This window comes from Xanthobacter albus (assembly GCF_043194895.2).
GTDB lineage: Bacteria > Pseudomonadota > Alphaproteobacteria > Rhizobiales > Xanthobacteraceae > Xanthobacter.
Map to the genome: position 1 here is coordinate 3842061 of NZ_CM195532.1, position 21568 is coordinate 3863628.

A 21568-nucleotide genomic window follows, 5' to 3' on the forward strand; every position below is an offset into this window, starting at 1 on the left:
GGATAGTGCCATGAACTATACGTTCAGAAGCGTGCGCCGCATCGTCAGCGAGGCCGGCGGCCTGAAGCGCCTCGGCGCCCTCATGAAGGAGCTGGGCTCCACCCGCGTGCTCATCGTGTGCGATCCCGGCATCGTCACCCTGGGCTTCGCCGACACCGCCAAGGCGTCGCTGGCCGAGGCCGGCATCGCCGTGGACGTCTTCTCCGACGTGGCGGCCGATCCGCCGGTCTCGGTGGTGCTCGCCGCCGTGGAGCGGGCGCGCGCCTTCGCGGCCGACGGCGTCATCGGCATCGGCGGCGGCTCGTCCCTCGACACCGCGAAGCTGGTGGCGCTCATGATCAGGAGCGACCAGCCCATCGCGGAGATGTACGGCACCAACCTCGCCAAGGGCACCCGCGCGCCCCTGATCCAGGTGCCCACCACCGCCGGCACCGGATCTGAGGTCACCTGGGTCTCGGTGGTGACGGACGAAGAAGGGCGCAAGAAGGCCATCTACGCCCCGCAGCTCCTGCCCGACGTGGCCCTGCTCGACCCCGAGCTGACCCTCGGCCTGCCGCCGCGCATCACGGCCGCCACCGGCCTCGACGCCATGGTGCACGCCATCGAGGCCTTCACCAGCCGCACCGCCAAGAACCTGCTGGCCGACGCCCTGGCCGTGAAGGCGCTCCAGCTCCTTTCCGCCAATATCCGCACGGTGGTGAAGGACGGCAAGAACGTGGATGCCCGCGCCGCCATGCTCCAGGGCTCGCTGCTGGCGGGCATGGCGTTCGTGAACGCCTCGGTGGCTGCCATCCACGCGCTGGCCTACCCGCTGGGCGCGCGCTACCACGTGCCCCACGGCCATTCCAACGCCATCGTCATGGCGCCCATCATGCGCTTCAACCTGCCGGTGGCGACGCCGCTCTATGCCGAGCTTGCCCGCCAGACCCTGCCGGGCCGCGCCTTCGCTTCCGACGCGGAGGCGGCCGAGGCCCTGGTGAGCGATATCGAGACCCTGGTTCCGGCCATGGGTCTCGAGATCCGCATGCGCGAGCTGGGCGTGCCGAGGGACGCCATCCCCTCCATGGCCGAGGAGGTGGACACCGGCATCCGCCGGCTGATCGCCTGCAATGCCCGCGACATGACCCGCGCCGACATCGAGCGCATCTACGAAAGCGTCTACTGAAGGCGCCTGCCGGAAGAGAAGCGGACCCAGCCCCTCCGGCCGGGTCCGCTCGCCTCACGGCGCGGAGACGAGGCGCGCGGTGTCGCTGGCCGGCGGCGCGCCGAACATGCGCTTGTAGTCGCGGCTGAACTGGGACTGGCTGTCATAGCCCACCGCCAGCCCCGCCGCGCCGGCCGTCAGGCGCTGCGTCAAGAGCAGGCGCCGCGCCTCCTGCAGGCGGATCTGCATGCGGTATTCGAGCGGCGTCATGCGCGTGATGCCCTTGAAGTGGCGATGGAACGAGGTGACGCTCATGCCCGCCAGCTCCGCCAGCGCCTCGATGCTCATGGGCCCGGCGAAGTTGGACTTGATCCAGTCCGTCGCCCGGCCGATCTGCGACAGCCGCGAACCGCCCATCGCATATTGCGCCAGCGTGTCGCCCAGCGGGCCAAGCAGCAGCCGGAAATAGACCTCCTGGAGGATCAGCGGGAGGAGGAAACCCGCCTCCTGCGGGCGGTCGAGCAGGGCGAGGAGGCGCGCCAGCGGCTCCAGCAGTTCCGGCCGCATGGGCGCGGTGACGAGGCCCGCCGACGGCTCGGCCGCGCCGGCCCGCTCCGGCAGCCGCGCCAGCACCTGCGCCAGCAGCGCGCGGTCGAGATCGAGCGTGAGCGCCATGTGCGGCCGCCCGTCCGCGGCGACGAATACCCGTGAGGACACCGGCAGGTCCGCCGCCACCAGGAAGAAGGTGGCGGGATCGACCTCGAACGCATCCTCCCCCAGGCTCACGCTCTTGCTTCCGTGCAGAATGATGCAAAGCCGCGGGTAGTAAAACGCGTGCAGGGGATGGCGGCTGGTGCGCATCCGGTAGAGGGCGAGCCCCTCGATCGGCGTCTCCTGCCGCTCGCCGGGCACATGCCGCTCCACGATGCCGCACATGGTTTCGAGAAGCTCGCGCATCGCAGGACCTCCTTCGCCCTCCTCGCATGCTGCGCCCGGCGCGGAAAGCCAGGGCGGTGCACATTGGCAGGATCGTGCAAAAGATTGGCATCATCGCGATAGTGGGGCGAGGCCCCGCGCGGCACATTGCATCGCATTCCGACCTGCCCCGCGGGGCCACCGCCAAAGCGCGCCGTCCGGCACCCGAAGCCAAGCGGGTCATGCCTGCCGCAAAGGACCATCCCGTGAAAACGAAAGCCTTCGCCGCCCAGTTCGCCACTGCCCCCCTCGCCCCCATCACCATCGAGCGTGCCGCCCCCGGCCCGAAGGACGTGGCCATCGAGATCCTCTATTGCGGCGTCTGCCACTCCGACCTCCACGCCGCCCGCGGCGAGTGGCCCGGCATGCGCTATCCCATGGTGCCCGGCCATGAGATCGTCGGGCGCGTCACCGCCATCGGCGGCGCGGTGAGCAAGTTCAAGGTGGGCGACACGGTGGGCGTGGGCTGCCTGGTCGGAAGCTGCCGCCACTGCTTCTCCTGCGACGATGGCCTGGAGCAGTATTGCGAGGGGCCCCACGGCTTCCAGCAGACCTACGGCGGCTGGCTCGACGGCTCGGGCGAGAACACCTACGGCGGCTATTCCGGCGCGGTCACGGTGGACGAGCACTTCGTGCTGCGGATCACCCACGGCGCCGCCGACCTCGCCGCCGCCGCGCCGCTGCTTTGCGCCGGCATCACCACGTGGTCGCCGCTGCGCCACTGGAAGACCGGGCCGGGCAAGAAGGTGGGCATCGTCGGCATCGGCGGGCTCGGCCACATGGGGGTGAAGCTCGCCCGCGCCCTGGGCGCCCATGTGGTGGCCTTCACCACCTCGGCCTCCAAGGTGCAGGCGGCGCGCGACCTCGGCGCCCATGAGGTGGTGGTCTCCCGCAACGCCGACGAGATGAAGGCGCATGCCCGCAGCTTCGACTTCATCCTGAACACCGTCGCCGCACCGCACGACCTCGACGCCTTCACCGTCCTGCTGAAGCGCGACGGGGCCATGACGCTGGTGGGCGTGCCCTCCTCGCCCCACCCCTCTCCCACGGTCGCGAACCTCATCTTCGCCCGCCGCTCCATCGGCGGCTCGCTCATCGGCGGCATCGCGGAGACGCAGGAGATGCTCGACTTCTGCGCCGAGCGCGGCATCACCGCCGACGTGGAGATGATCGCCATGGGCGACATCGAGGCCGCCTTCGCGCGCATGCTCAAGAGCGACGTGAAGTATCGCTTCGTCATCGACATGGCGACGCTCTGACGCCGCGGCACGGTGGAGAGCCAGCTAGGGAATTACCGGAGAGTTTAAGACAGCCCTTGGGAATAATAAGGAGACACACAAGCTCGTCCACGCCGCCGCGATTCGCCATATGGCCCGCGGCGGCGGGACCAACTGAACGATAAGAGGAGCGCCTCGTGTCTGCCGTGTCCCATTCCTCCTACGCCCCCGCCCATGAGGAGGCGCCCGAGATCGCCGCCGCGATTGCCGCGGCGACGGCGGGTCTGGAGCCGAGCCTCGCGCTGCAGGTCGGCCAGGCGGTCACCGATCTCTATGATTCCCCCTCCAACGCGGCTGTGAACCGCCTGCTGGACGAAGGCATGTCGGCCCAGGTGCTGCTCAACGCCCTGGACGCCGCCATGGAAGGCACCTGCCTGCGCCTGTCGCGGCATGTGTTCCTGCCCGGCCGCGCCGCCTCGCTCAAGAGCGTGGGCCGCCGCTTCGCCTCCGCCGTGGCGGCGGTGGAGAGCACGATCGCGGTGCGCGCCCTCTCGCGGCAGATCATCGACGAGGCGCACCAGCGCGACCTCAGGAACCTGAAGAACCTCGCCGGCACCGTCGCCAACGTGAACGAGGTGTCCATTGAGCTGGCCTACCTCACGCGCAACACCCACCGCGCGACCGAGGGCTCCCAGAGCGTCGCCTCGGCGGTCAGCGAGCTGGTCACCAGCATCGAGGACATCTCCCGTTCGAGCAATGATGCGCTGAATGACGCCCAGGGCGCGAGCCAGGCCTCGGGCCGCGCCACTCAGGCGGTGGAGAGCCTGCGCGCGACCACCGTCGCCATCAGCGATGCGACCGAGGAGACGCGCAAGCGCTCCACCGAACTCGTGGCCGCGTTCGACCGGATCGCCGACGTGCTCAAGGTGATCGACACCATCGCCAGGCAGACCAACCTGCTGGCCCTGAACGCCACCATCGAGGCTGCGCGCGCGGGTGACGCCGGCAAGGGCTTCGCCATCGTCGCGCAGGAGGTGAAGGCCCTCGCCAACCAGACCGGCGCCGCCACCGAGGAGATCGGCAAGCGGGTCGACGGCATGCGCGCCGTCATCACCCGCATGGGCGAGGCCATGGCCCGCTCGGAGGAGGCCGTGGGCGCCAGCATCGAGGACATCGAGCAGGTCTCCGCCGCTGTCACCGACATCGACGGCACGGTGAACACCGTCGCCCGCAGCATGGAAGCCATCGCCACCGTGCTCTCGCAGCAGAAGATCGCCAGCGAGGAGATCGGCGCGCGCGTGTGCCAGAGCGCCGACCTCTCCACCGAGAACGAGAAGATGCTGATGCGCATGGCCACCAGCCTGCAGAACAGCAACGACCGCTTCTCCAGCTCCGCCCGCGACTGGTTCAACGCGGATTCCCCGCTCGCCCTGTGCGAGATGGCGAAGATCGACCATGTCCTGTTCAAGAAGCGGGTGGTGGACGTGCTGATGGGCCGCTCGCAGTGGCATGTCCACGAGGTGCCGGACCATCACAACTGCCGCCTCGGCAAGTGGTACGAGCGGGTCGACATTCCCGCCATCCGCCGCCTGCCGGCCTTCACGGCCCTGGTGGAGCCGCACCGGCAGGTGCACGCCGCCGCCCAGCTGGCGCTGCGCCTGCATGAGGAGAACCGCCCGGGCGAGGCGCTCGAGGCCCTGACCACGCTCAACACGGCGAGCCACGAGGTGCAGCGCATCCTGGAGGAACTCGCCGCCGGCCTGCAGGCCCACGAAGCTACCGCCCAGGCGGCCGAGAAGACCGAGGCGCCCGCCACGCTCCAATGAACGCCAGAGCGCTTGCCGTGCATGTCAGCACGGCAAGCGCTTCAGGTTTCCGCGGCGACACGCCTTCTTCAAGAAACCCGGTGCCCGCTTCGCTCGGAAGCGCTCTCGGGCGCCACGCCCAGCCGGCCCTTCGGCGCGGTCGCCATCCGACCGGCGCCCTACCGTTCCACCGGAATCACGTCCACGCCCACCGCCAGCATGTGGTCGCCGGAAGAGACGATCACGCCGTCCACCGGCGCCACGTCGGCATAGTCGCGCCCCACGGCCAGGATGATGTGGTCGTCCCCGGCGGGGATGGCGTTGGTGGGGTCGAGCCCGATCCACCCCACCTCCGGGCCGCACCAGATCTCCACCCAGGCGTGGGTGGCATCGGCCCCTTCGAGCCGCGGCTGGCCTTCCGGCGGCACCGTGCGCAGATAGCCCGACACATAGCGCGCGGGCAGGCCGATGCCGCGCAGGCCGGCAATCATCACCTGCGCGAAATCCTGGCACACACCCCGCCGCGCCATGAAGGCCTCGTGGGGCGGTGTCGTGACCATGGTGGAGCCGGGCTCGTAGGTGAAATCGTCCTTGATCCGCTGCATCAGCTCCAGGCCGGCCGCCAGGATCGGCCGGTCGCCGGGGCAGCTCAGGCCCGCCCATTCGGTGATGGCGGCATCGACCGGGATGGCCCGGCTGGGAAACAGCCCGTGCACCGGCGAGCGGGGCCCGAGATCGAAAGCGCCGGCCGCCGCCGCGCGCACATCGTCCACGCTCAGGGTGGCGGAAGGCTCGGGCAGCGGCGTCGCGCTCACGTCCACCCGGCTGCGGGTGGAGATCTGGAGCCGGTCGTGCGGCTGGTCGAGGGTCAGCCAGGTGAGCCCGTTGCCGAAGAAGTCGACGCCCCGCTCCAGCTCCGCCGCCTCCGGCGAGAGGTCGAGCACGTGGGCGATGACATGCTGGTGGCCGAGCCGGTCCACGGGCGTCATGCGCAGCACCTGGCGCGCCACCCGCACCGGAACGGCATAGGTGTAGGAGGTGGTCTGGCGGATGTCGTAGAGCATGCCGCCGCCTCACATCGCCAGGGTCATGGTCATTTCGGGCGAATGACCCTGCAGAAAGTAGTGGGCGGCGATCTCATCCGACAGCCGCATCAAATTCTTCTCCCTGTCGTCGAACCAGGCCGCATCGAAGCTCTCGGCCGTGGCGGCGGCCAGCTCGGCCCGCATCCGCGCCACAAGCCGCTCCCACAGGGGCGGCGGCGCATCGTGGTCGCGGCCGGGCAGCACCCGCAGGTGCTCCGCCATGCGATCCACCTGGAACGCCACCGAGCGCGGATTGTCGGGGTCGAGCAGCACGAGGTCCAGAACCGGCCCGCGCGCCTCCATCATCACATAGCGGCTGCGATAGGTGATCTGGCTGTCGGCCACCTGGAGCAGCGCGTCGAGGGAGCCCGGCGCCCCCTGCTCGCCGAAGGTGCGGGCGAAGCGCAGGGTGCTGATGGCCCGCTCCGTACGCCGGCCCAGCTCCAGGAAGCGCCAGCCGGTGAGACGGTTCATGTTCTCGCTGGCAAGGCCCGAGAAGGCGGCGATGATGCGCAGCGCCGTATCCGCCCGCTCATGGGCATCGGCTTCCGAAGGGGCGGCGTTGATGGGGGCGAGCACGCAGGCTTCGAGGTCCACCAGCGCCTTCCAGGCATCGGGCGAGAAGCGGTCGCGGATGACGGAGGCCGCCGCCCGCGCCGCCACGACAAGCTGCGGCAGCGCGCCGGGCACGTCGCGCCGCGTGAGCACCGCCACCGCATAACGGGCGGGCGTGGCCCGCGCGAGATCACGCGGCATGGCGCCCCAGGCGCCCAGAAGGCCCAGCAGCCGCGAGACGAGCGGGCTCGTGCCCGTGTCGCCGCTTTCGGCGAGGCGCCCCACCAGCACGCGCGAGAGGCGCAGCGTCGCCTCGGCCCGCTCCACATAGCGGCCGAGCCAGAAGAGATTGTCCGCCGCCCGGCTCGGCAGGGTGCCGGAGGAGCGGCGCACCTTCACGTTGTCCGGGCTCGGCAGCAGGGTCGCATCCGACACCGCGTGGTCGGCCAGCACCCAGACATCGGCGGAGCGGTCGCCCTTCTGCAGCGAGATCGCCCGCGCATCGGGCGTGGAGGAAATGCGGCAGAAGCCGCCGGGCATCACCACCCACCCGTTGTCGGTGGCAGCGAGGAACACGCGCAGCATGAAGGGGCGCGGCTGCAGCCGGTCCCCGGTCCACACGGGGGTGGTGGACAGGCGCGCGATGTCCTGCCCCACCAGTTCCACCCCGCGCCGCGCCAGCAGGGTCGAGAGGCGGCGGCGGTCGGCCGCGCCGAGATCCGCCCCCAGCACCGAGCCGCCGGAGGGCAGCACCGGCACCGGCCGCCCGAAGGCGGAACCGACCACGAGCTCGTCCAGGTGCTCCATCACCTGCGCGCGCTCGGCATCCTGCCCGCACCACCAGGTGCCCACGTGGGGCAGCTTCAGGGGCGCCCCCAGCACGCGCATGGCGATGCGCGGCAGGAAGGCGAGCAGCGCCGGCGCCTCCACCAAGCCGCTGCCCAGCGCGTTGGCGAACGCGACGCCCCCTTCCCGAAGCGCCTGCACGAGGCCCGGCACGCCGAGGCGCGAGCGCGCGTTCAGCTCCAGCGGGTCGGCGAAATCGGCGTCGAGCCGGCGCAGCAGCACGTCGATGGGCTTGAGGCCCGCCACGGTGCGCACATGCAGCCGGTCCCCGCGCACGGAGAGGTCCTCGCCCTCCACCAGCAGGAAGCCGAGATAGCGGGCCAGCAGGGCGTGCTCGAAATAGGTCTCGTTCATGGGGCCGGGGGTGAGCAGGCCGATGCGCCCCTCCCCGGTCCGGTCGAGCTTCATCAGCGAGGTGCGAAGCGCCTGGAAGAAGCCCGCCACCCGCTGCATGCGCAGCGCGCGCGAGACATCCGGCAGCGCGCGCGTCATCGCGAGGCGGTTCTCCAGCGCATAACCGGTGCCGGAGGGCGCCTGGGCGCGGTCGGCCAGCACCCACCAGCGCCCATCCGGGCCGCGGCCCACATCGGCCGCGTAAAGGCGCAGGTAGCGCCCGCCGTAGGGCTTCACACCCACCAGGGGCCGCAGGAACTCGTCGCTGCCCGCGACCACGGCCGCCGGCAGGTCCCCCTCGCTGACGAGGCGCGCCGGGCCGTAGAGATCCTGAAGCACCGCCTCCAGCAATTCCGCGCGCTGGATGAGGCCGGCGGAAAGGGCGGTCCAGTCCGATTGCTCGATCAGCAGCGGCACATGGCTGAGCGACCAGGGGCGCTCGCCGCCGCCGGCATCGTCATAGACGCGATAGAAGACGCCGGAATCCCTGAGATAGCGGTCGGCGGAGCCGAAGCGGCGGCGCAGCTCCTCCGGCCCCATCTGCGCGAGGGCGGCGAGGAACGGCACCCAATGGGCACGCGGGCGCCCCTCCCCATCCAGCATCTCGTCGCGGACGCCCGGCAGGGTGCGGTAGCCGCCGAGCAGGCTCTCGGCCGCAGCTTTCTCAAAGACCTCGCTGCGCTGTTCCGCACCCGACACGAAGAACCCTTTCCCCTCGGCCGCGGGCGGCCGGGTTTGCGATTATGCCAAAACTGGCGCGTGAAGCATCATCCGCGCCAAGGCCCCCTCAAGGCAAGGCGCCCCGGAAGGGATGCCCGCCGCAGCGGGAGCCGACACGAACAGGGGCGGCACACCGCCGCCCCTGCTCCGAATGCGAGCGCTGTCCGCGACCGGCGCCGCGTCACACCCCGATCGGCCGGCGCAGGTCCAGCGTGGTCGGGAACTCGTCCGGCGCCGTCTCGGCCGGAACGTGGGTGACGCCCGGCGTATGCCCGTAATCCTGGAAGCGGGCGAGCCGGCGGGCCTCTGCCTCATAGGAATTGACGGGGAAGGTGTCGTAGCTGCGCCCGCCCGGATGGGACACGTAGTAGACGCAGCCGCCCCGCGAGCGCTGGCTCCAGGTGTCCACCACGTCGAACGTGAGCGGCGAGTGCACCGGGATGGTCGGGTGGAGGCCCGACCAGGGCTGCCACGCCTTGTAGCGCACCCCGGCCACGAAGGTGCCGTTGCGTCCCGTGGGCGCCAGCGGCATCCGCCGGCCGTTGCAGGTGACGATGTGGCGGGCCGGGTTGAAGCCCTCCACCTTCACCTGAAGGCGCTCCACCGAGCTGTCCACGTAGCGGGCGGTGCCGCCGATGACGCCCTCCTCGCCCAGCACGTTCCAGCATTCCAGCGCCTGACGGACCTCCAGGTCCACGCCGGCACGCTGCACCTTGCCAAAGGCGGGGAAGCGGAACTCGTACTGCGCCTTGAACCACTCGGGATCGAAGACGTAGCCGTGGTCACCGAGGTCCTCCAGCACGTCCGAGAAATCCTGCCACACGTAATGGGGCAGCATGAAGCGGTCGTTGAGGATGGTGCCCCAGCGGGCGCAATTGCCCTGGACCGGCGCGCGCCACAGGCGGGAGATGAGCGCGCGCAGCAGCAGCTGCTGGGCAAGGCTCATGCGCCAGTCCGGCGGCATCTCGAAGCAGCGGAACTCCACCAGGCCCAGCCGGCCCGTGGGGCCGTCCGGCGAGTAGAACTTGTCGATGGAGATCTCGGTGCGGTGGGTGTTGCCCGTCACGTCCACCAGGATGTTGCGCAACAGCCGGTCCACCAGCCACGGCGGCGGCGGCAGCTCGCCGCCGGGCAGCGGGATCTTCGAGAGCGCGATCTCGAATTCGTAGAGGCTGTCGTGCCGCGCCTCGTCGATGCGCGGATGCTGGGAGGTCGGGCCGATGAAGAGGCCCGAGAACATGTAGGACAGCGAGGGATGTCGCTGCCAGTAGAGCAGCAGGCTCTTGAGCAGGTCCGGCCGGCGCAGGAAGGGGCTGTCGGCCGGCATGGCGCCACCGACCACCACATGGTTGCCGCCGCCGGTGCCGGTGTGGCGCCCGTCCACCATGAACTTCTCGGTGCCGAGCCGGGCAAGGCGCGCCTCTTCGTAGAGGATACGGGTGACATCCACGCAGCCCTCCCACGAGGACGAGGGGTGGATGTTCACCTCCAGCACGCCGGGGTCCGGCGAGAGGCGGATGAGGTTCAGCCGGTAGTCGAAGGGCGGCGGATAGCCTTCGAGGTGGAGGGGCGTATCAAGCTCGATCGCCACCTGCTCGATGGCGGCGATGAGATCCACATAGTCTTCCAGCGCGTCGACCGGCGGCAAGAACACGCACAGCCGCCCGCCGCGCGGCTCCACGCACAGCGCCGTGCGGGTGTCGATGGTGGAGATCTGCTGGTCGTGCTTCAGCAGATATTCCTGCACCAGCGCCTGCGCCCGCTCGCCCACGCCATAGGCCGAGGTGCGGGGCGCCACCGAATAGCGCTCGCGCCCGTCCGCGCCCGTGCCCCGATAGCGCTCGGACAGCTCCGCCGCGTCCGGCAGCGGGCCGCGCGGCTCAAAGGGGTCCATGGGTGCGGTGTGCGGGTAGCGCGTCGGCGCCAGATAATGGAGCGAATCCAGCGGCAGGCGATAGCCCATCGGGCTTTCGCCGGGCATCAGGAACAGGAAGTCGCGACGGAAGGTCCACGCCTCGGAGGCCCAGCCGGGGCCTTCGGCGGTACTGATGCGCCGCAGCGGCAGCACCGCGCCCGTGGGGTTCGCGAGCCCCTGGTTGAAGGTGCGGGCCAGCATGCGCCGCTGCGCTTCGTCCGCCAGCCGCTCGTCACCGGGCGAGATGTTTTCGGGAAGGCACTGTTCCTTCCACATGTAATAGATGTTGTCCTCGAACGCGGGCTGCACGAACTGCGCACCCACCTTCAGCTTCTCGGCCAACAGCTTGGCGAAGCGCTCGGCATCGGCCGGGCCCACGCCGTAATCGGTGGATTCGTCGGCGATCAGGTCCTCGCGCCGCCACATGGGCTGGCCGTCCTTGCGCCAGAACAGGTCGAACGACCAGCGCGGCAACTGCTCACCGGGATACCACTTACCCTGGCCATAGTGCAGCACACCCTCGGCGGAAAAGCGCTTGCGCAGGCGGCGGATGAGATCATCCGCGCGCACCCGCTTCTGAGGGCCGAGCGCCTCGGTGTTCCACTCCGCCGCCTGGTAGTCGTCGATGGACACGAAGGTGGGCTCGCCGCCCATGGTGAGGCGCACGTCGCCGGCGGCAAGGTCCTCGTCCACCTTGCGGCCGAGGGCGTCGAGCGCGGCCCAGGTCTCGTCCGAGAACGGATAGGTGACGCGCGGCGCCTCGGCCACGCGGGTCACGCTCATGTCGAAGCCGAACTCGGTCTCGGCCTTCTCCATGAGATAGCCGGAGATCGGCGCCGCCGAACGGTAATGCGGCGTCGCCGCCAGCGGAATGTGCCCCTCGCCGCACAGCAGGCCGGAGGTGGGATCGAGGCCGATCCAGCCCGCGCCGGGCACGTAGACCTCGCACCAGGCGTGCAGGTCGGTGAAGTCCACATCGGTGCCCGAAGGACCGTCGAGGGACTTCACGTCGGGCTTCAGCTGGATCAGGTAGCCGGAGACGAAGCGCGCGGCGAGGCCGAGGTGGCGCAGCATCTGCACCAGGAGCCAGCCGGTGTCGCGGCAGGAGCCCAGCTTCCTGGAGAGCGTCTCGTCGGGGGTCTGGACGCCCGGCTCCATGCGGATGACATAGCCGATCTCGGTCTGGAGCCGCTGGTTCAGCTCCACCAGGAAGTCGACGATGCGTTTCTTCTCCCGCGGCACAGTGGCCAGGAACGAATCGAACAGCGCCCCCTCGTGCTCCAGCTCGAGATAAGGCGCCAGCTCTGCCTTCAGCTCTGGCGCATAGGCGAAGGGGAAGTTCTCCGCATAATCCTCGACGAAGAAGTCGAACGGGTTGATCACGTCGAGCTTGGCAAGCAGGTCGACCTCGACCTTGAATTCCTCGATCTTCTCCGGAAAGACGATGCGGGCCAGCCAGTTGCCGAACGGGTCCTGCTGCCAGTTGATGAAATGCTCGGCAGGCGAAATCTTCAGCGCGTAAGCGGGAATCTCGGTCCGGCTATGGGGCGCCGGCCGCAGGCGCACGACCTGCGGGCCGAGCGCGACGGGGCGCTCGTAGCGATAGCTCGTGACGTGATGCAGGCTCGCGAGGATGGACATGAAGAAGCACCTGGTCCTGCGGGCCGGTGAGGCCCTCGGGTGAATGGGACAAGGTTAGACAAGGCTGTGCGGACGCGGAAGCGCGACTTTACGGCGGCAGCCGCCTCCCTTTGAGGCAGTTGCCGCCGTATTGCGCATAAGTTCGGACCCGATCTCAGGCAGATGCGGGTTCGGTGGGCGGGGTCGACTCCTCCGGCGGCCGCTGCGGCGCGCCCTTCTTCTTCTTGCCCCGCTCCTCGAAGCGCTGCAGCACGGTGAAGAAGGACGGCACGAACAGCACCGCGAGGCAGGTCGAGGCGAGCATGCCCGACACCACGGCGATGCCGATGGACTTTCTGGAGTTGGCGCCCGCGCCGGTGGCGAACACCAGCGGCAGCACGCCGAGGATGAAGGCGAAAGAAGTCATCAGGATGGGGCGGAACCGCAGCCGCGCCGCCTCCACCGCCGCATCCGTGATCTCCATGCCCTCCGCCCGTTTCTCGCGGGCGTATTCCACGATCAGGATCGCATTCTTGGCCGCGAGCGCGATAAGCAGCACGAGGCCGATCTGGGTGTAGAGGTTGTTGGACACCCCAAGCCCCAGAAGCGCGCCCACCGTGCCCAGCAGCGCCAGCGGCACCGCCAGGATGACCGACATGGGCTGGATCCAGCTTTCATACTGCCCCGCCAGCACGAAGTAGACCAGCAGCACCGCGAGCCCGAACACGTAGTAGATCTGATTGCCGACCGCCTTCTCCTGGTAGGACATGGCGGTCCACTCGAAGCCGGTGCCCGGCGGCATGGTGGAGGCGGCGATCTGCTCCATGAGCTGCATCGCCTGGCCGGAGGAGAAGCCGGCGGCATTGGAGCCCACGACGGTGGACGAGGGATAGAGATTGTAGAGCGAGATCAAGGGCGGGCCCTGGACGGTCTTCACCTCCACCATGGAGCCGAGGGGCACCATCTTGCCGCTCGGCGTACGCACCTTCAGGGCCAAGAGGTCGGCCGGGGTGACGCGGTACTTCGCGTCCGCCTGCACATAGACCTGGAACGTGTTGCCGAAGCGGGTGATCTGGTTGACGTAAGTGGAGCCGAGATAAGACGAGATGGTCTCGAACACCTGGCCCACGGTCACGCCCAGGGTCTCCGCCATGGTGCGGTTCACGGTCACCTCCAGCTGCGGCGCGCCGACCCGGAAGGAGGTCGCGACATGCTGGAGCGCCGACTGCGCGCTCGCCTTCTCCACCAGGGCGTTGGTGATCTGCGCGAGGAGCTGGTAGTCGAAATTGCCGTTGCGCAGCTGCGGCTGCATGGTGAAGCCGGCGGCGTTGCCGATGCCCTGGATGGCCGGCGGCACCAGGATCAGCACCTGCGCCTCCTGCACATCGGCCACCGCCTTGTTGAGGTTCTGGTAGAGCGAGAGCAGGTCCTCGCCCTTCACCTTGCCGGAATAGCGCTCGTCCCAGGGGGTCAGCGTCACGTAGATGACGCCGGCGTTGGCGAGGGTGGCGGAGTTGTCCATGACAGAGATGCCGGAGATGGCGAGCGCGGTCTGCACGCCCGGCACTTTGCGCACCCGTTCGGAAACCTCGCCCATCACCACCTTGGTGCGGTTCATGTTGGCGCCATCCGGCAGCTGCACCGCCACCAGGAAGTAGCCCTGATCCTCGATGGGCAGGAAGGAGGTGGGCACCTTGGTGATGCCGTAGCCCGCCACGCCGATGAGGGCGAACGCGATGATCACCATCAGCTTGGAATGGTGCACCATGCGGGACATGAGCCCCGCGTACCAATGCTCGGCCTTGCCGTAGATGGCGTTGAAGCCGCGGAAGATAAAGTTGCGCTTCTCCGGCGGCACCGGCTTGCGCAGCCACAGGGCGCACTGGGTGGGCTTCAGCGTGGCGGCGTTGATGGCCGAGATGAAGGCGGTAGCGGCGATGACCAGCGCGAACTGCTTGAACATCTGCCCCGACAGGCCCGGTATGAAGGATGCCGGCAGGAACACCGACATCAGCACCAGGGTGATGCCGATCACCGGGCCGAACAGCTCATCCATCGCCTTCTCGGCGGCCGGCTGGCCGTCCATGCCCTCCTCGATATGGCGGGACACGCCCTCCACGATCACGATGGCGTCGTCCACCACGATGCCGATGGCGAGGATGATGGCGAACAGGGTCGAGATGTTGATGGTGAAGCCCATGGCGTCCATGGCGGCGAAGGCGCCGATGATGGTCACCGGCACCGTGGTCGCCGGAACCAGCGTCGCCCGCCAGTCCTGGAGGAACATGAGGATCACCACCAGCACCAGGATCGCCGCCTCGTAGAGGGTCTTGTAGACCTCGTTGATGGAGGCGGTGACGAACCAGGTGGTGTTGAAGGGAATGGTGTATTCGAGCCCTTCGGGGAAGTCCTTCTTCAGCTCCTCCATCTTGGCGGCGACGCGGTTCGACACGTCGAGCGCATTGGCGGCGGGAAGCTGGAAGATGGCGACGCCGGCGGCGGGCTTGCCGTCCTGGGTGAAGTCTCGCGAGTAGCTCTGCGCGCCCAGCTCCACGCGCGCCACATCGCGCAGGCGGACGATGCGCCCGCCGTCCTGGTTGTCCACCTTGACGATGATGTTCTCGTAGTCCGCCGCATCGTTGAGGCGGCCCTTCACGTTCACCGTGTACTGGAAGGCGGCGTTGGACGGGGCCGGCGGAATGCCCAGCTGGCCGGGGGTGACGAGCTGGCTCTGCTTCTGGATGGAGTTGGACACATCGCTGGGGGTGAGGCCGAACGCCTGCATCTTGTCCGGGTCCATCCACACGCGCAGCGCATAGGTGCCGGTTCCAAAGATGGTGACGTTGGCGACGCCGTCCACGCGCGCCAGCTCGTTCTGGATGTTGATGATGCCGTAATTGTTGAGATACAGGCCGTCATAGCGGCCATCCGGCGAGATGAGGGTCACGAACTCCATGATGGAGGTGCCCTTCTGCAGGATGGTCACGCCCTGGGACTGCACCGCCTGCGGCAGCGAGGAGAGGGCGATGTTGACGCGGTTCTGCACCAGCACCTGCGCCATGTTCGGATCGGTGCCGATGGCGAAGGTGACGACCAGCGTGTAGGTGCCGTCGGATGCTGACCAGGACTGCATGTAGAGCATGCCCTCGACGCCGTTCACCTGCTGCTCGATGGGCAGGGCGACGGTGTCGATGAGCGTCTTGGCGGAGGCGCCCGGATAGCTGGTGGTGACCGACACCGTGGGCGGCACGATGTTCGGATATTGCGCCACCGGCAGGCGGATCAGCGACACGAGGCCGATCAGCACGAAGACCAGGGCCAGCACGTTCGAAAGAACCGGCCTCTCGATGAAAAAGCGCGAGATCATGGGCGCAGCTTTCTGGCGTTCGAGGGGCCGGTCAGTTCTTCGGAGCTGCGGGCTGGGCCGCCGGCGCCGCGGGAGCCGGCTGGGCCGCGGGGCTTGCGCCCTCGACCGGAGTGGGCTGCACCGGAGCGGTGATCTTGCCCATCTCCACCGTCACCTTCGAGCCCGGCACCGCGCGCTGGATGCCGTTGACGATGACGCGGTCGCCGAGCTTCAGCCCGCCTTCCACCGCCCGCAGCCCGTTCGGCTGGAGCTGGCCCTGGCGAATCTGCGCCTGCGAGACCTTGCCGTCCGCGTCCACGGTGAGCACGTAGGGCCCGAGCTGATTCTCGCTGATGATCGAATCCGGCACCAGCAGCGTGGGGACCGGCATGCCCAGCGGCAGCCGCACGCGGGCGAACAGGCCAGGCAGTAGCGACAGATTCGAATTGTCGAAGATGCCGCGCACCGTCAGCGTGCCGAGGTTCGGATCGACCTGGGGCGCGATGTAGTCGAGCTTGCCCTGGTGCGGGAAGCCGGTTTCCGTCTGCAGCCCGATCTCGACCGGGATGGCGCTGGGATTCTCGCGCAGGGTCATCATCTTGTGCCCCGCCTTGGCCATCCCCTCCTTGATGTTGAGCACCTGCTGCTCACTCAGGGAGAACCAGACGTAGATGGGGTTCACCTCGACGATGGTGGCGAGCTTGGTGGGGCCGGAATAGCCCACCAGCGCGCCGACGTCCTGAAGGTGGGCCGTCACCACGCCGTCGAACGGGGCACGCACCTCGGTATAGCCGAGGTTGATCTGCGCCAGCTCCAGGGACGCCTGAGCGTTCTGAACGTCGGCCACCGCCGCGTCGCGCTTGGCGCGCGCCTGGTCGAGGACGGCCTGGGAGGCGAAGTCCTGCTTGGCGAGCTGATTCTGGCGGTTGAACTCGGCCTCGGCCTGGACCTGCGCGGCCTGCTTAGCGGCCAGCGTCGCCTTGGCCTGGTCCACGTCGGCCTTGTAGACATCCTGCTCGATGACGAAGAGCAGGTCGCCTTTCTTCACCACCTGGCCGTCCGCATAGTTGATGGAGGTCAGGAAGCCCTGGACGCGGGCATTCAAATCCACGGAATTGATGGAAGCGGTGTTGCCGGTGAGCTCCAGAAAGGTGGTCACCGGCTGCTGCGTCACCTCGGCCACCGTCACGGTCGGGGGCGGCGGCGCCACGTAGGTGTTCTTTTCCTCGCACGCCGCGAGAAGGAAGGCCGCGCTGCACACCACTCCTGTGCGCCGCAGAAATGCGGCCGCCCGGATACCCCCCACCATGCGAAATCCCCCATTGCGCAACTGCGCGGGATACTAGGCGCCGACCGATGACGTGTCCATGCGAGGATTTGGACGCTTCTGTGACCCTACCATTTTACTCTACACGGCAAATCGCACTGCGACGCGTCATCCGGACGCCGCGCGGCGCCGGTCACATAAGGTAACGCCACCGCCGCCACGTGCGCGGGCCGCCTTGCATTGACATTGCCCCGACCCGTTCATAAGTGTCCGCGTGGCATGCTACCCGCCGAAAGGCGGAGGGGCGGCGGCTGCGCGCATCGTCGCAGCACCCGCCGAAGACCCCGTCCGACTTGCTGGCGCCCCATTGGGGGTGTCCAAAGGCGCACCATTTCCCGGAGGGTCCGGCGGCCCGTCTCCGCCCTCCTTCAAGACCCGACGGATCGGAACAGAGAACAACCATGTTAGGTGGACTTGCCCGCAAGCTCTTCGGCTCCGCAAACGATCGCCGGGTGAAGGGGTACCGACCCCGGGTCCAGGCCATCAACGCCCTGGAAAAAGAGCTGGAAGCCCTCTCCGACGACGCCCTGCGCGCCCGTACGGGCGAGTTCCGCCAGCAGATCGCGGACGGCAAGACCCTCGACGACCTCCTGGTGCCCGCCTTCGCCACCGCGCGCGAGGCCGCCAGGCGCGTGCTGGGCATGCGCCCGTTCGACGTGCAGCTCATCGGCGGCATGGTGCTGCACCAGGGCGGCATCGCCGAGATGAAGACCGGCGAGGGCAAGACCCTCATGGCCACCCTGCCGGTCTACCTCAACGCCCTCGCGGGCAAGGGCGTCCACGTGGTGACCGTGAACGACTACCTCGCCAAGCGCGATGCGGAATCGCTCACCAAGCTCTACGGCTTCCTGGGCCTCACCACCGGCGTCATCGTCCATGGCCTCGACGACGCCGAGCGCCACGCCGCCTATCACTGCGACGTCACCTACGCCACCAACAACGAGCTGGGCTTCGACTACCTGCGCGACAACATGAAGTACGAGCGCGCGCAGATGGTGCAGCGCCCGCACTTCTTCGCCATCGTGGACGAAGTGGACTCCATCCTCATCGACGAGGCGCGCACGCCCCTCATCATTTCCGGCCCGCTCGACGACCGCTCCGACTTCTACAACACCATCGACACCTACATCCCCCGCCTCGCCAAGGATGATTACGAGGTGGACGAGAAGCAGCGCACCGTCACCATGACCGAAAACGGCATGGAGAAAATGGAGCAGATGCTGAAGGAGGCCGGGCTTCTCAAGTCCGAGAGCCTCTACGACATCGAGAATGTCTCGGTGGTGCACCACGTGAACCAGGCCATGCGCGCCCATGCGCTGTTCCAGCGCGACAAGGACTATATCGTCCGCAATGGCGAGGTGGTCATCATCGACGAGTTCACCGGCCGCATGATGCCGGGCCGGCGCTATTCGGAAGGCCTGCACCAGGCGCTGGAGGCCAAGGAGCACGTCCAGGTCCAGCCCGAGAACCAGACGCTCGCCTCCATCACCTTCCAGAACTACTTCCGTCTCTATGAGAAGCTCGCTGGCATGACCGGCACCGCCTCCACCGAGGCGGCGGAGTTCGGCGACATCTACAAGCTCGACGTGGTGGAAATCCCCACCAACCTGCCCATCGCCCGCGCCGACGACGACGACGAGGTCTACCGCACCGCGCGCGAGAAGTATGACGCCATCATCGAGCTCATCAAGGATTGCGGCGAGCGCGGCCAGCCGGTGCTGGTGGGCACCACCTCCATCGAGAAGTCGGAGCTGCTCGCCGACCTGCTCAAGAAGGCGGGCCTTCACCAGAAGGACTATTCCGACCCCGCCGCCCTCACCCGCATCGACACCTCGGGCAAGGTCTTCTCGGTGCTGAACGCCCGCTACCACGAGCAGGAGGCCTACATCGTCTCCCAGGCGGGCGTGCCGGGGGCCATCACCATCGCCACCAACATGGCGGGGCGCGGCACCGACATCAAGCTCGGCGGCTCGGCCGAGATGCGCGTGGAGAACGAGCTGCGCGACATCCCGGAAGGCCCGGAGCGGGACGCCGCCGCGGCCCGCATCAAGGCCGAGGTGGATGAGCTCAAGAAGAAGGCTCTGGCCGCCGGCGGCCTGTTCGTGCTCGGCACCGAGCGTCACGAGAGCCGGCGCATCGACAACCAGCTTCGGGGCCGCTCCGGCCGCCAGGGCGACCCCGGCCACTCCAAGTTCTTCCTGTCCCTGGAAGACGACCTGATGCGCATCTTCGGGTCGGACCGGCTCGACAGCATGCTGCAGAAGCTCGGCCTGAAGGAAGGCGAGGCCATCATCCACCCCTGGATCAACCGGGCACTGGAAAAGGCCCAGCAGAAGGTGGAAGCCCGCAACTACGACATGCGCAAGAACGTCCTGAAGTATGACGACGTTCTGAACGACCAGCGCAAGGTCGTGTTCGAGCAGCGCCTGGAGCTGATGAACGACGAGGACGTGGCCGGAACGGTGGAGGACATGCGCCATGCCCTCATCACCGACACCGTGGCCAAGTTCATCCCCGAGAACGCCTATCCCGAGCAGTGGGACACCACCGGCCTGCACCAGGCCCTGCTCGAAGCCCTGAACCTCGACCTGCCGGTGGAGGAATGGGCCAAGGAGGAGGGCATCGCCGGCCCCGAGGTGACCGAGCGCATCATCCGCACCGCCGACGAGTCGATGGCTGCCAAGGCCGCCACCTACGGGCCGGAACTGATGCGCTACGTGGAGAAGTCCATCCTTCTCCAGACCCTCGATCACCTGTGGCGCGAGCACATCGCCATGCTCGACCACCTGCGCCAGGTGGTGGGCCTGCGCGGCTACGCCCAGCGCGACCCGCTCAACGAATACAAGTCCGAGGCGTTCAACCTCTTCTCCGCCATGCTGAACCGCCTGCGCGAGGTGGTCACGGCCCAGCTCATGCGCGTGGAGATCGTCACCCAGCCACCGGTGGAGGAGCTTCCGATGATGGAAGCGCACCACGCCGATCCGCTGACGGGGGAGGACGAGATCGCCGAGGCCGCCGCCGCCATCGGCTCCCGCCCTCTGCCGCCGCTCGGCGGAGACATCGCGGTGGCGGAGCGCGATCCGAAGGATCCCTCCACCTGGGGGAAGGTCGGCCGCAACGAGGTGTGTCCCTGCGGCTCCGGCAAGAAGTTCAAGCACTGCCACGGCCGCTTCGCCTGAGGCACGGCGCGCGCCCGATGCGGCGCGCGCCGGCCCCTTCCGTGCTTTGAGGTGCGCTCCACGCCTTGCACCCTGCGCGCTATCGGCGCCGGCGCTCCTAGACGCGTTCAACGGGAATGCCTTGGCAGGACGCCCCTGCCCCGGCGCGCGAAGGATGAATCTCCGGCATCGCTATCGCGCTTCGACGGAACCGTTCGGATATGATCGAGTTCGCGCACCGTCCTGACGTGAACCGCGGCCCGTTCACATGGATGCGCTTCAGCGCAGCAGACCGGCTGGGCGTGCACGGATGGGGGGCACGCCTGAATTGCCGGCGTCCCGTGCCCTGAGCCGCACGACAGCGGCGCCACAGGTGTCGGCGGACATCGCCGGCTTCAGACCGGCATGCAGCCGTCAAACCGACCCGGCGAAGCTCTATCCAGGATGCGTTTGAGCAGCCCTGCGGGCTATCGGCGCGGCGAAGCCGGCCTGACCAAAGCCCATTTACCAAGAGCGAACCCGCCGAAACGAAGCCGCCCGGCACGCCCGGAACATCAAGGCGCCCGGCGCCGGCAGGGAAGCCGGCGCCGGGCGCAGATCCCAAACCTTACTTGGTCACCGCGATGGCGACGGACTGGTTGAAGGTCACCTGCACGAGATCGCCGACCTTCACGCCCTTCACCTTCTCCTTGTGCTCAGGCTTCTTGGCCTGGACCACATAGAGGCGGCCCTCCGGCCCCTTCAGGGTCAGGGTGGCGTCATCGGGGTCCATGCGCACGATCTCGCCGGTGAGGCGGATGGTGTCCACCACCGCGCCCGCGGGCTTGGCGCTGTTCGGATCGGTGGCCACGGCCTGCGACACCTGGATGCCGACACCGGCGCCCGCCTCGGGCTTGGCGATGTCGATGATGACCGCATCGGTCTCCGTGATGGTCACGGTGTCGCCGACCGCGATCTCGTCGAACTTCTTGATGGCGGGCCCCACCTTCACGGTGAAGATGTTGCCTTCCGGCCCCTTGAGGACGACCTGACGGGTATCCGCGTCGACCGCGATCACGGAGACCTTGACCTGGCTCACGTCGACCGCGCCCTCGCCGACGATCGGCTGCGCGAAGGCGGACACCGCGCCGAGAACGGCAGCACCGGCGATCAGCGACAGGCGCCCGGCCATTTTCTTGAATGCCATTGTCTGTGTCTCCCAGTTTCCTGTTCCGGCCGGTCCGCACCGCGACGGAGCGAAAGCCCCCTCCCCGTCGCGGCATCCAAGCAGCGTGCTTCGATACCGGCCTCCGGAAAGATAGCGGGGCGACTGCGAAGAAGCGACGACGCCTCAAGGACTTCGCACGATAAAAAAGGGCCCGATCAGGCTGAGGCACACCCCCTGCGCAACCGTCGGCCCCCTGTATGCAAGTGCTTGCCGGAGATTGCGGCGCCCACCCGCCGAAGCCCCGGCAACGGCAGG

The 21568-nt window shown here is 68.4% G+C and carries 11 protein-coding genes; 4 read left to right on the forward strand and 7 right to left on the reverse strand.

Features of this window, described 5'->3' with window-relative positions:
* The first annotated feature begins 10 nt into the window (after positions 1-10).
* Entirely contained in the window at positions 11-1165 is a 1155-nt protein-coding gene (locus tag V5F75_RS17315) for an iron-containing alcohol dehydrogenase (RefSeq protein WP_394034029.1), read from the forward strand.
* A gap of 54 nt (positions 1166-1219) precedes the next feature.
* Here the strand turns inward: V5F75_RS17315 and V5F75_RS17320 are convergent, their stop codons facing one another.
* Positions 1220-2101, reverse strand: coding sequence for an AraC family transcriptional regulator (locus V5F75_RS17320; protein ID WP_394034030.1), 882 nt, complete (start codon positions 2099-2101; stop codon positions 1220-1222).
* 224 nt (positions 2102-2325) lie between these two features.
* Between V5F75_RS17320 and V5F75_RS17325 the strand changes: the two genes are divergently transcribed.
* Positions 2326-3378 (forward strand): NAD(P)-dependent alcohol dehydrogenase, encoded by a 1053-nt coding sequence (locus V5F75_RS17325; RefSeq protein ID WP_394034031.1) that lies wholly within the window; start codon positions 2326-2328, stop codon positions 3376-3378.
* A gap of 155 nt (positions 3379-3533) precedes the next feature.
* Positions 3534-5162 carry a methyl-accepting chemotaxis protein gene (locus V5F75_RS17330; protein WP_394034032.1) on the forward strand — a complete coding sequence of 543 codons (1629 nt, stop codon included), beginning with the start codon at positions 3534-3536 and terminating at the stop codon, positions 5160-5162.
* Positions 5163-5320: 158 nt separating this feature from the next.
* Here V5F75_RS17330 and V5F75_RS17335 read toward each other — a convergent pair whose 3' ends face one another.
* The 5 genes from V5F75_RS17335 to V5F75_RS17355 all read right to left on the reverse strand — a co-directional run bounded on the left by V5F75_RS17335 (position 5321) and on the right by V5F75_RS17355 (position 16930).
* Positions 5321-6205 (reverse strand): transglutaminase family protein, encoded by an 885-nt coding sequence (locus V5F75_RS17335; RefSeq protein WP_394034033.1) that lies wholly within the window; start codon positions 6203-6205, stop codon positions 5321-5323.
* Positions 6206-6214: 9 nt separating this feature from the next.
* The gene (locus V5F75_RS17340) at positions 6215-8719 is read right to left on the reverse strand and encodes a circularly permuted type 2 ATP-grasp protein (RefSeq protein ID WP_394034034.1); all 2505 of its coding nucleotides are present in this window, start codon (positions 8717-8719) and stop codon (positions 6215-6217) included.
* A 202-nt stretch (positions 8720-8921) separates the two neighbouring features.
* Positions 8922-12296 carry a transglutaminase family protein gene (locus V5F75_RS17345; protein ID WP_394034035.1) on the reverse strand — a complete coding sequence of 1125 codons (3375 nt, stop codon included), beginning with the start codon at positions 12294-12296 and terminating at the stop codon, positions 8922-8924.
* 154 nt (positions 12297-12450) lie between these two features.
* Positions 12451-15642 (reverse strand): efflux RND transporter permease subunit, encoded by a 3192-nt coding sequence (locus V5F75_RS17350; RefSeq protein WP_394034036.1) that lies wholly within the window; start codon positions 15640-15642, stop codon positions 12451-12453.
* Between the two features lie 31 nt (positions 15643-15673).
* Positions 15674-16930 (reverse strand): efflux RND transporter periplasmic adaptor subunit, encoded by a 1257-nt coding sequence (locus V5F75_RS17355; protein WP_394034037.1) that lies wholly within the window; start codon positions 16928-16930, stop codon positions 15674-15676.
* A 419-nt stretch (positions 16931-17349) separates the two neighbouring features.
* On the opposite strand from V5F75_RS17355, the gene secA reads away from it, so the two are divergent.
* Positions 17350-20127, forward strand: coding sequence for a preprotein translocase subunit SecA (gene secA / locus V5F75_RS17360; protein ID WP_394034038.1), 2778 nt, complete (start codon positions 17350-17352; stop codon positions 20125-20127).
* Between the two features lie 586 nt (positions 20128-20713).
* Here secA and V5F75_RS17365 read toward each other — a convergent pair.
* Entirely contained in the window at positions 20714-21292 is a 579-nt protein-coding gene (locus V5F75_RS17365; RefSeq protein ID WP_394034039.1) for a hypothetical protein, read from the reverse strand.
* Positions 21293-21568 lie beyond the last annotated feature (276 nt).

Bases quoted from the DNA above. Each gene is read 5' to 3' on its own strand.
- V5F75_RS17315 (WP_394034029.1), top strand. From the start codon at position 11: ATGAACTATACGTTCAGAAGCGTGCGCCGCATCGTCAGCGAGGCCGGC.
- V5F75_RS17320 (WP_394034030.1), bottom strand. From the start codon at position 2,101: ATGCGCGAGCTTCTCGAAACCATGTGCGGCATCGTGGAGCGGCATGTG.
- V5F75_RS17335 (WP_394034033.1), bottom strand. From the start codon at position 6,205: ATGCTCTACGACATCCGCCAGACCACCTCCTACACCTATGCCGTTCCG.
- V5F75_RS17345 (WP_394034035.1), bottom strand. From the start codon at position 12,296: ATGTCCATCCTCGCGAGCCTGCATCACGTCACGAGCTATCGCTACGAG.
- V5F75_RS17350 (WP_394034036.1), bottom strand. From the start codon at position 15,642: ATGATCTCGCGCTTTTTCATCGAGAGGCCGGTTCTTTCGAACGTGCTG.
- V5F75_RS17355 (WP_394034037.1), bottom strand. From the start codon at position 16,930: ATGGTGGGGGGTATCCGGGCGGCCGCATTTCTGCGGCGCACAGGAGTG.
- secA (WP_394034038.1), top strand. From the start codon at position 17,350: ATGTTAGGTGGACTTGCCCGCAAGCTCTTCGGCTCCGCAAACGATCGC.
- V5F75_RS17365 (WP_394034039.1), bottom strand. From the start codon at position 21,292: ATGGCATTCAAGAAAATGGCCGGGCGCCTGTCGCTGATCGCCGGTGCT.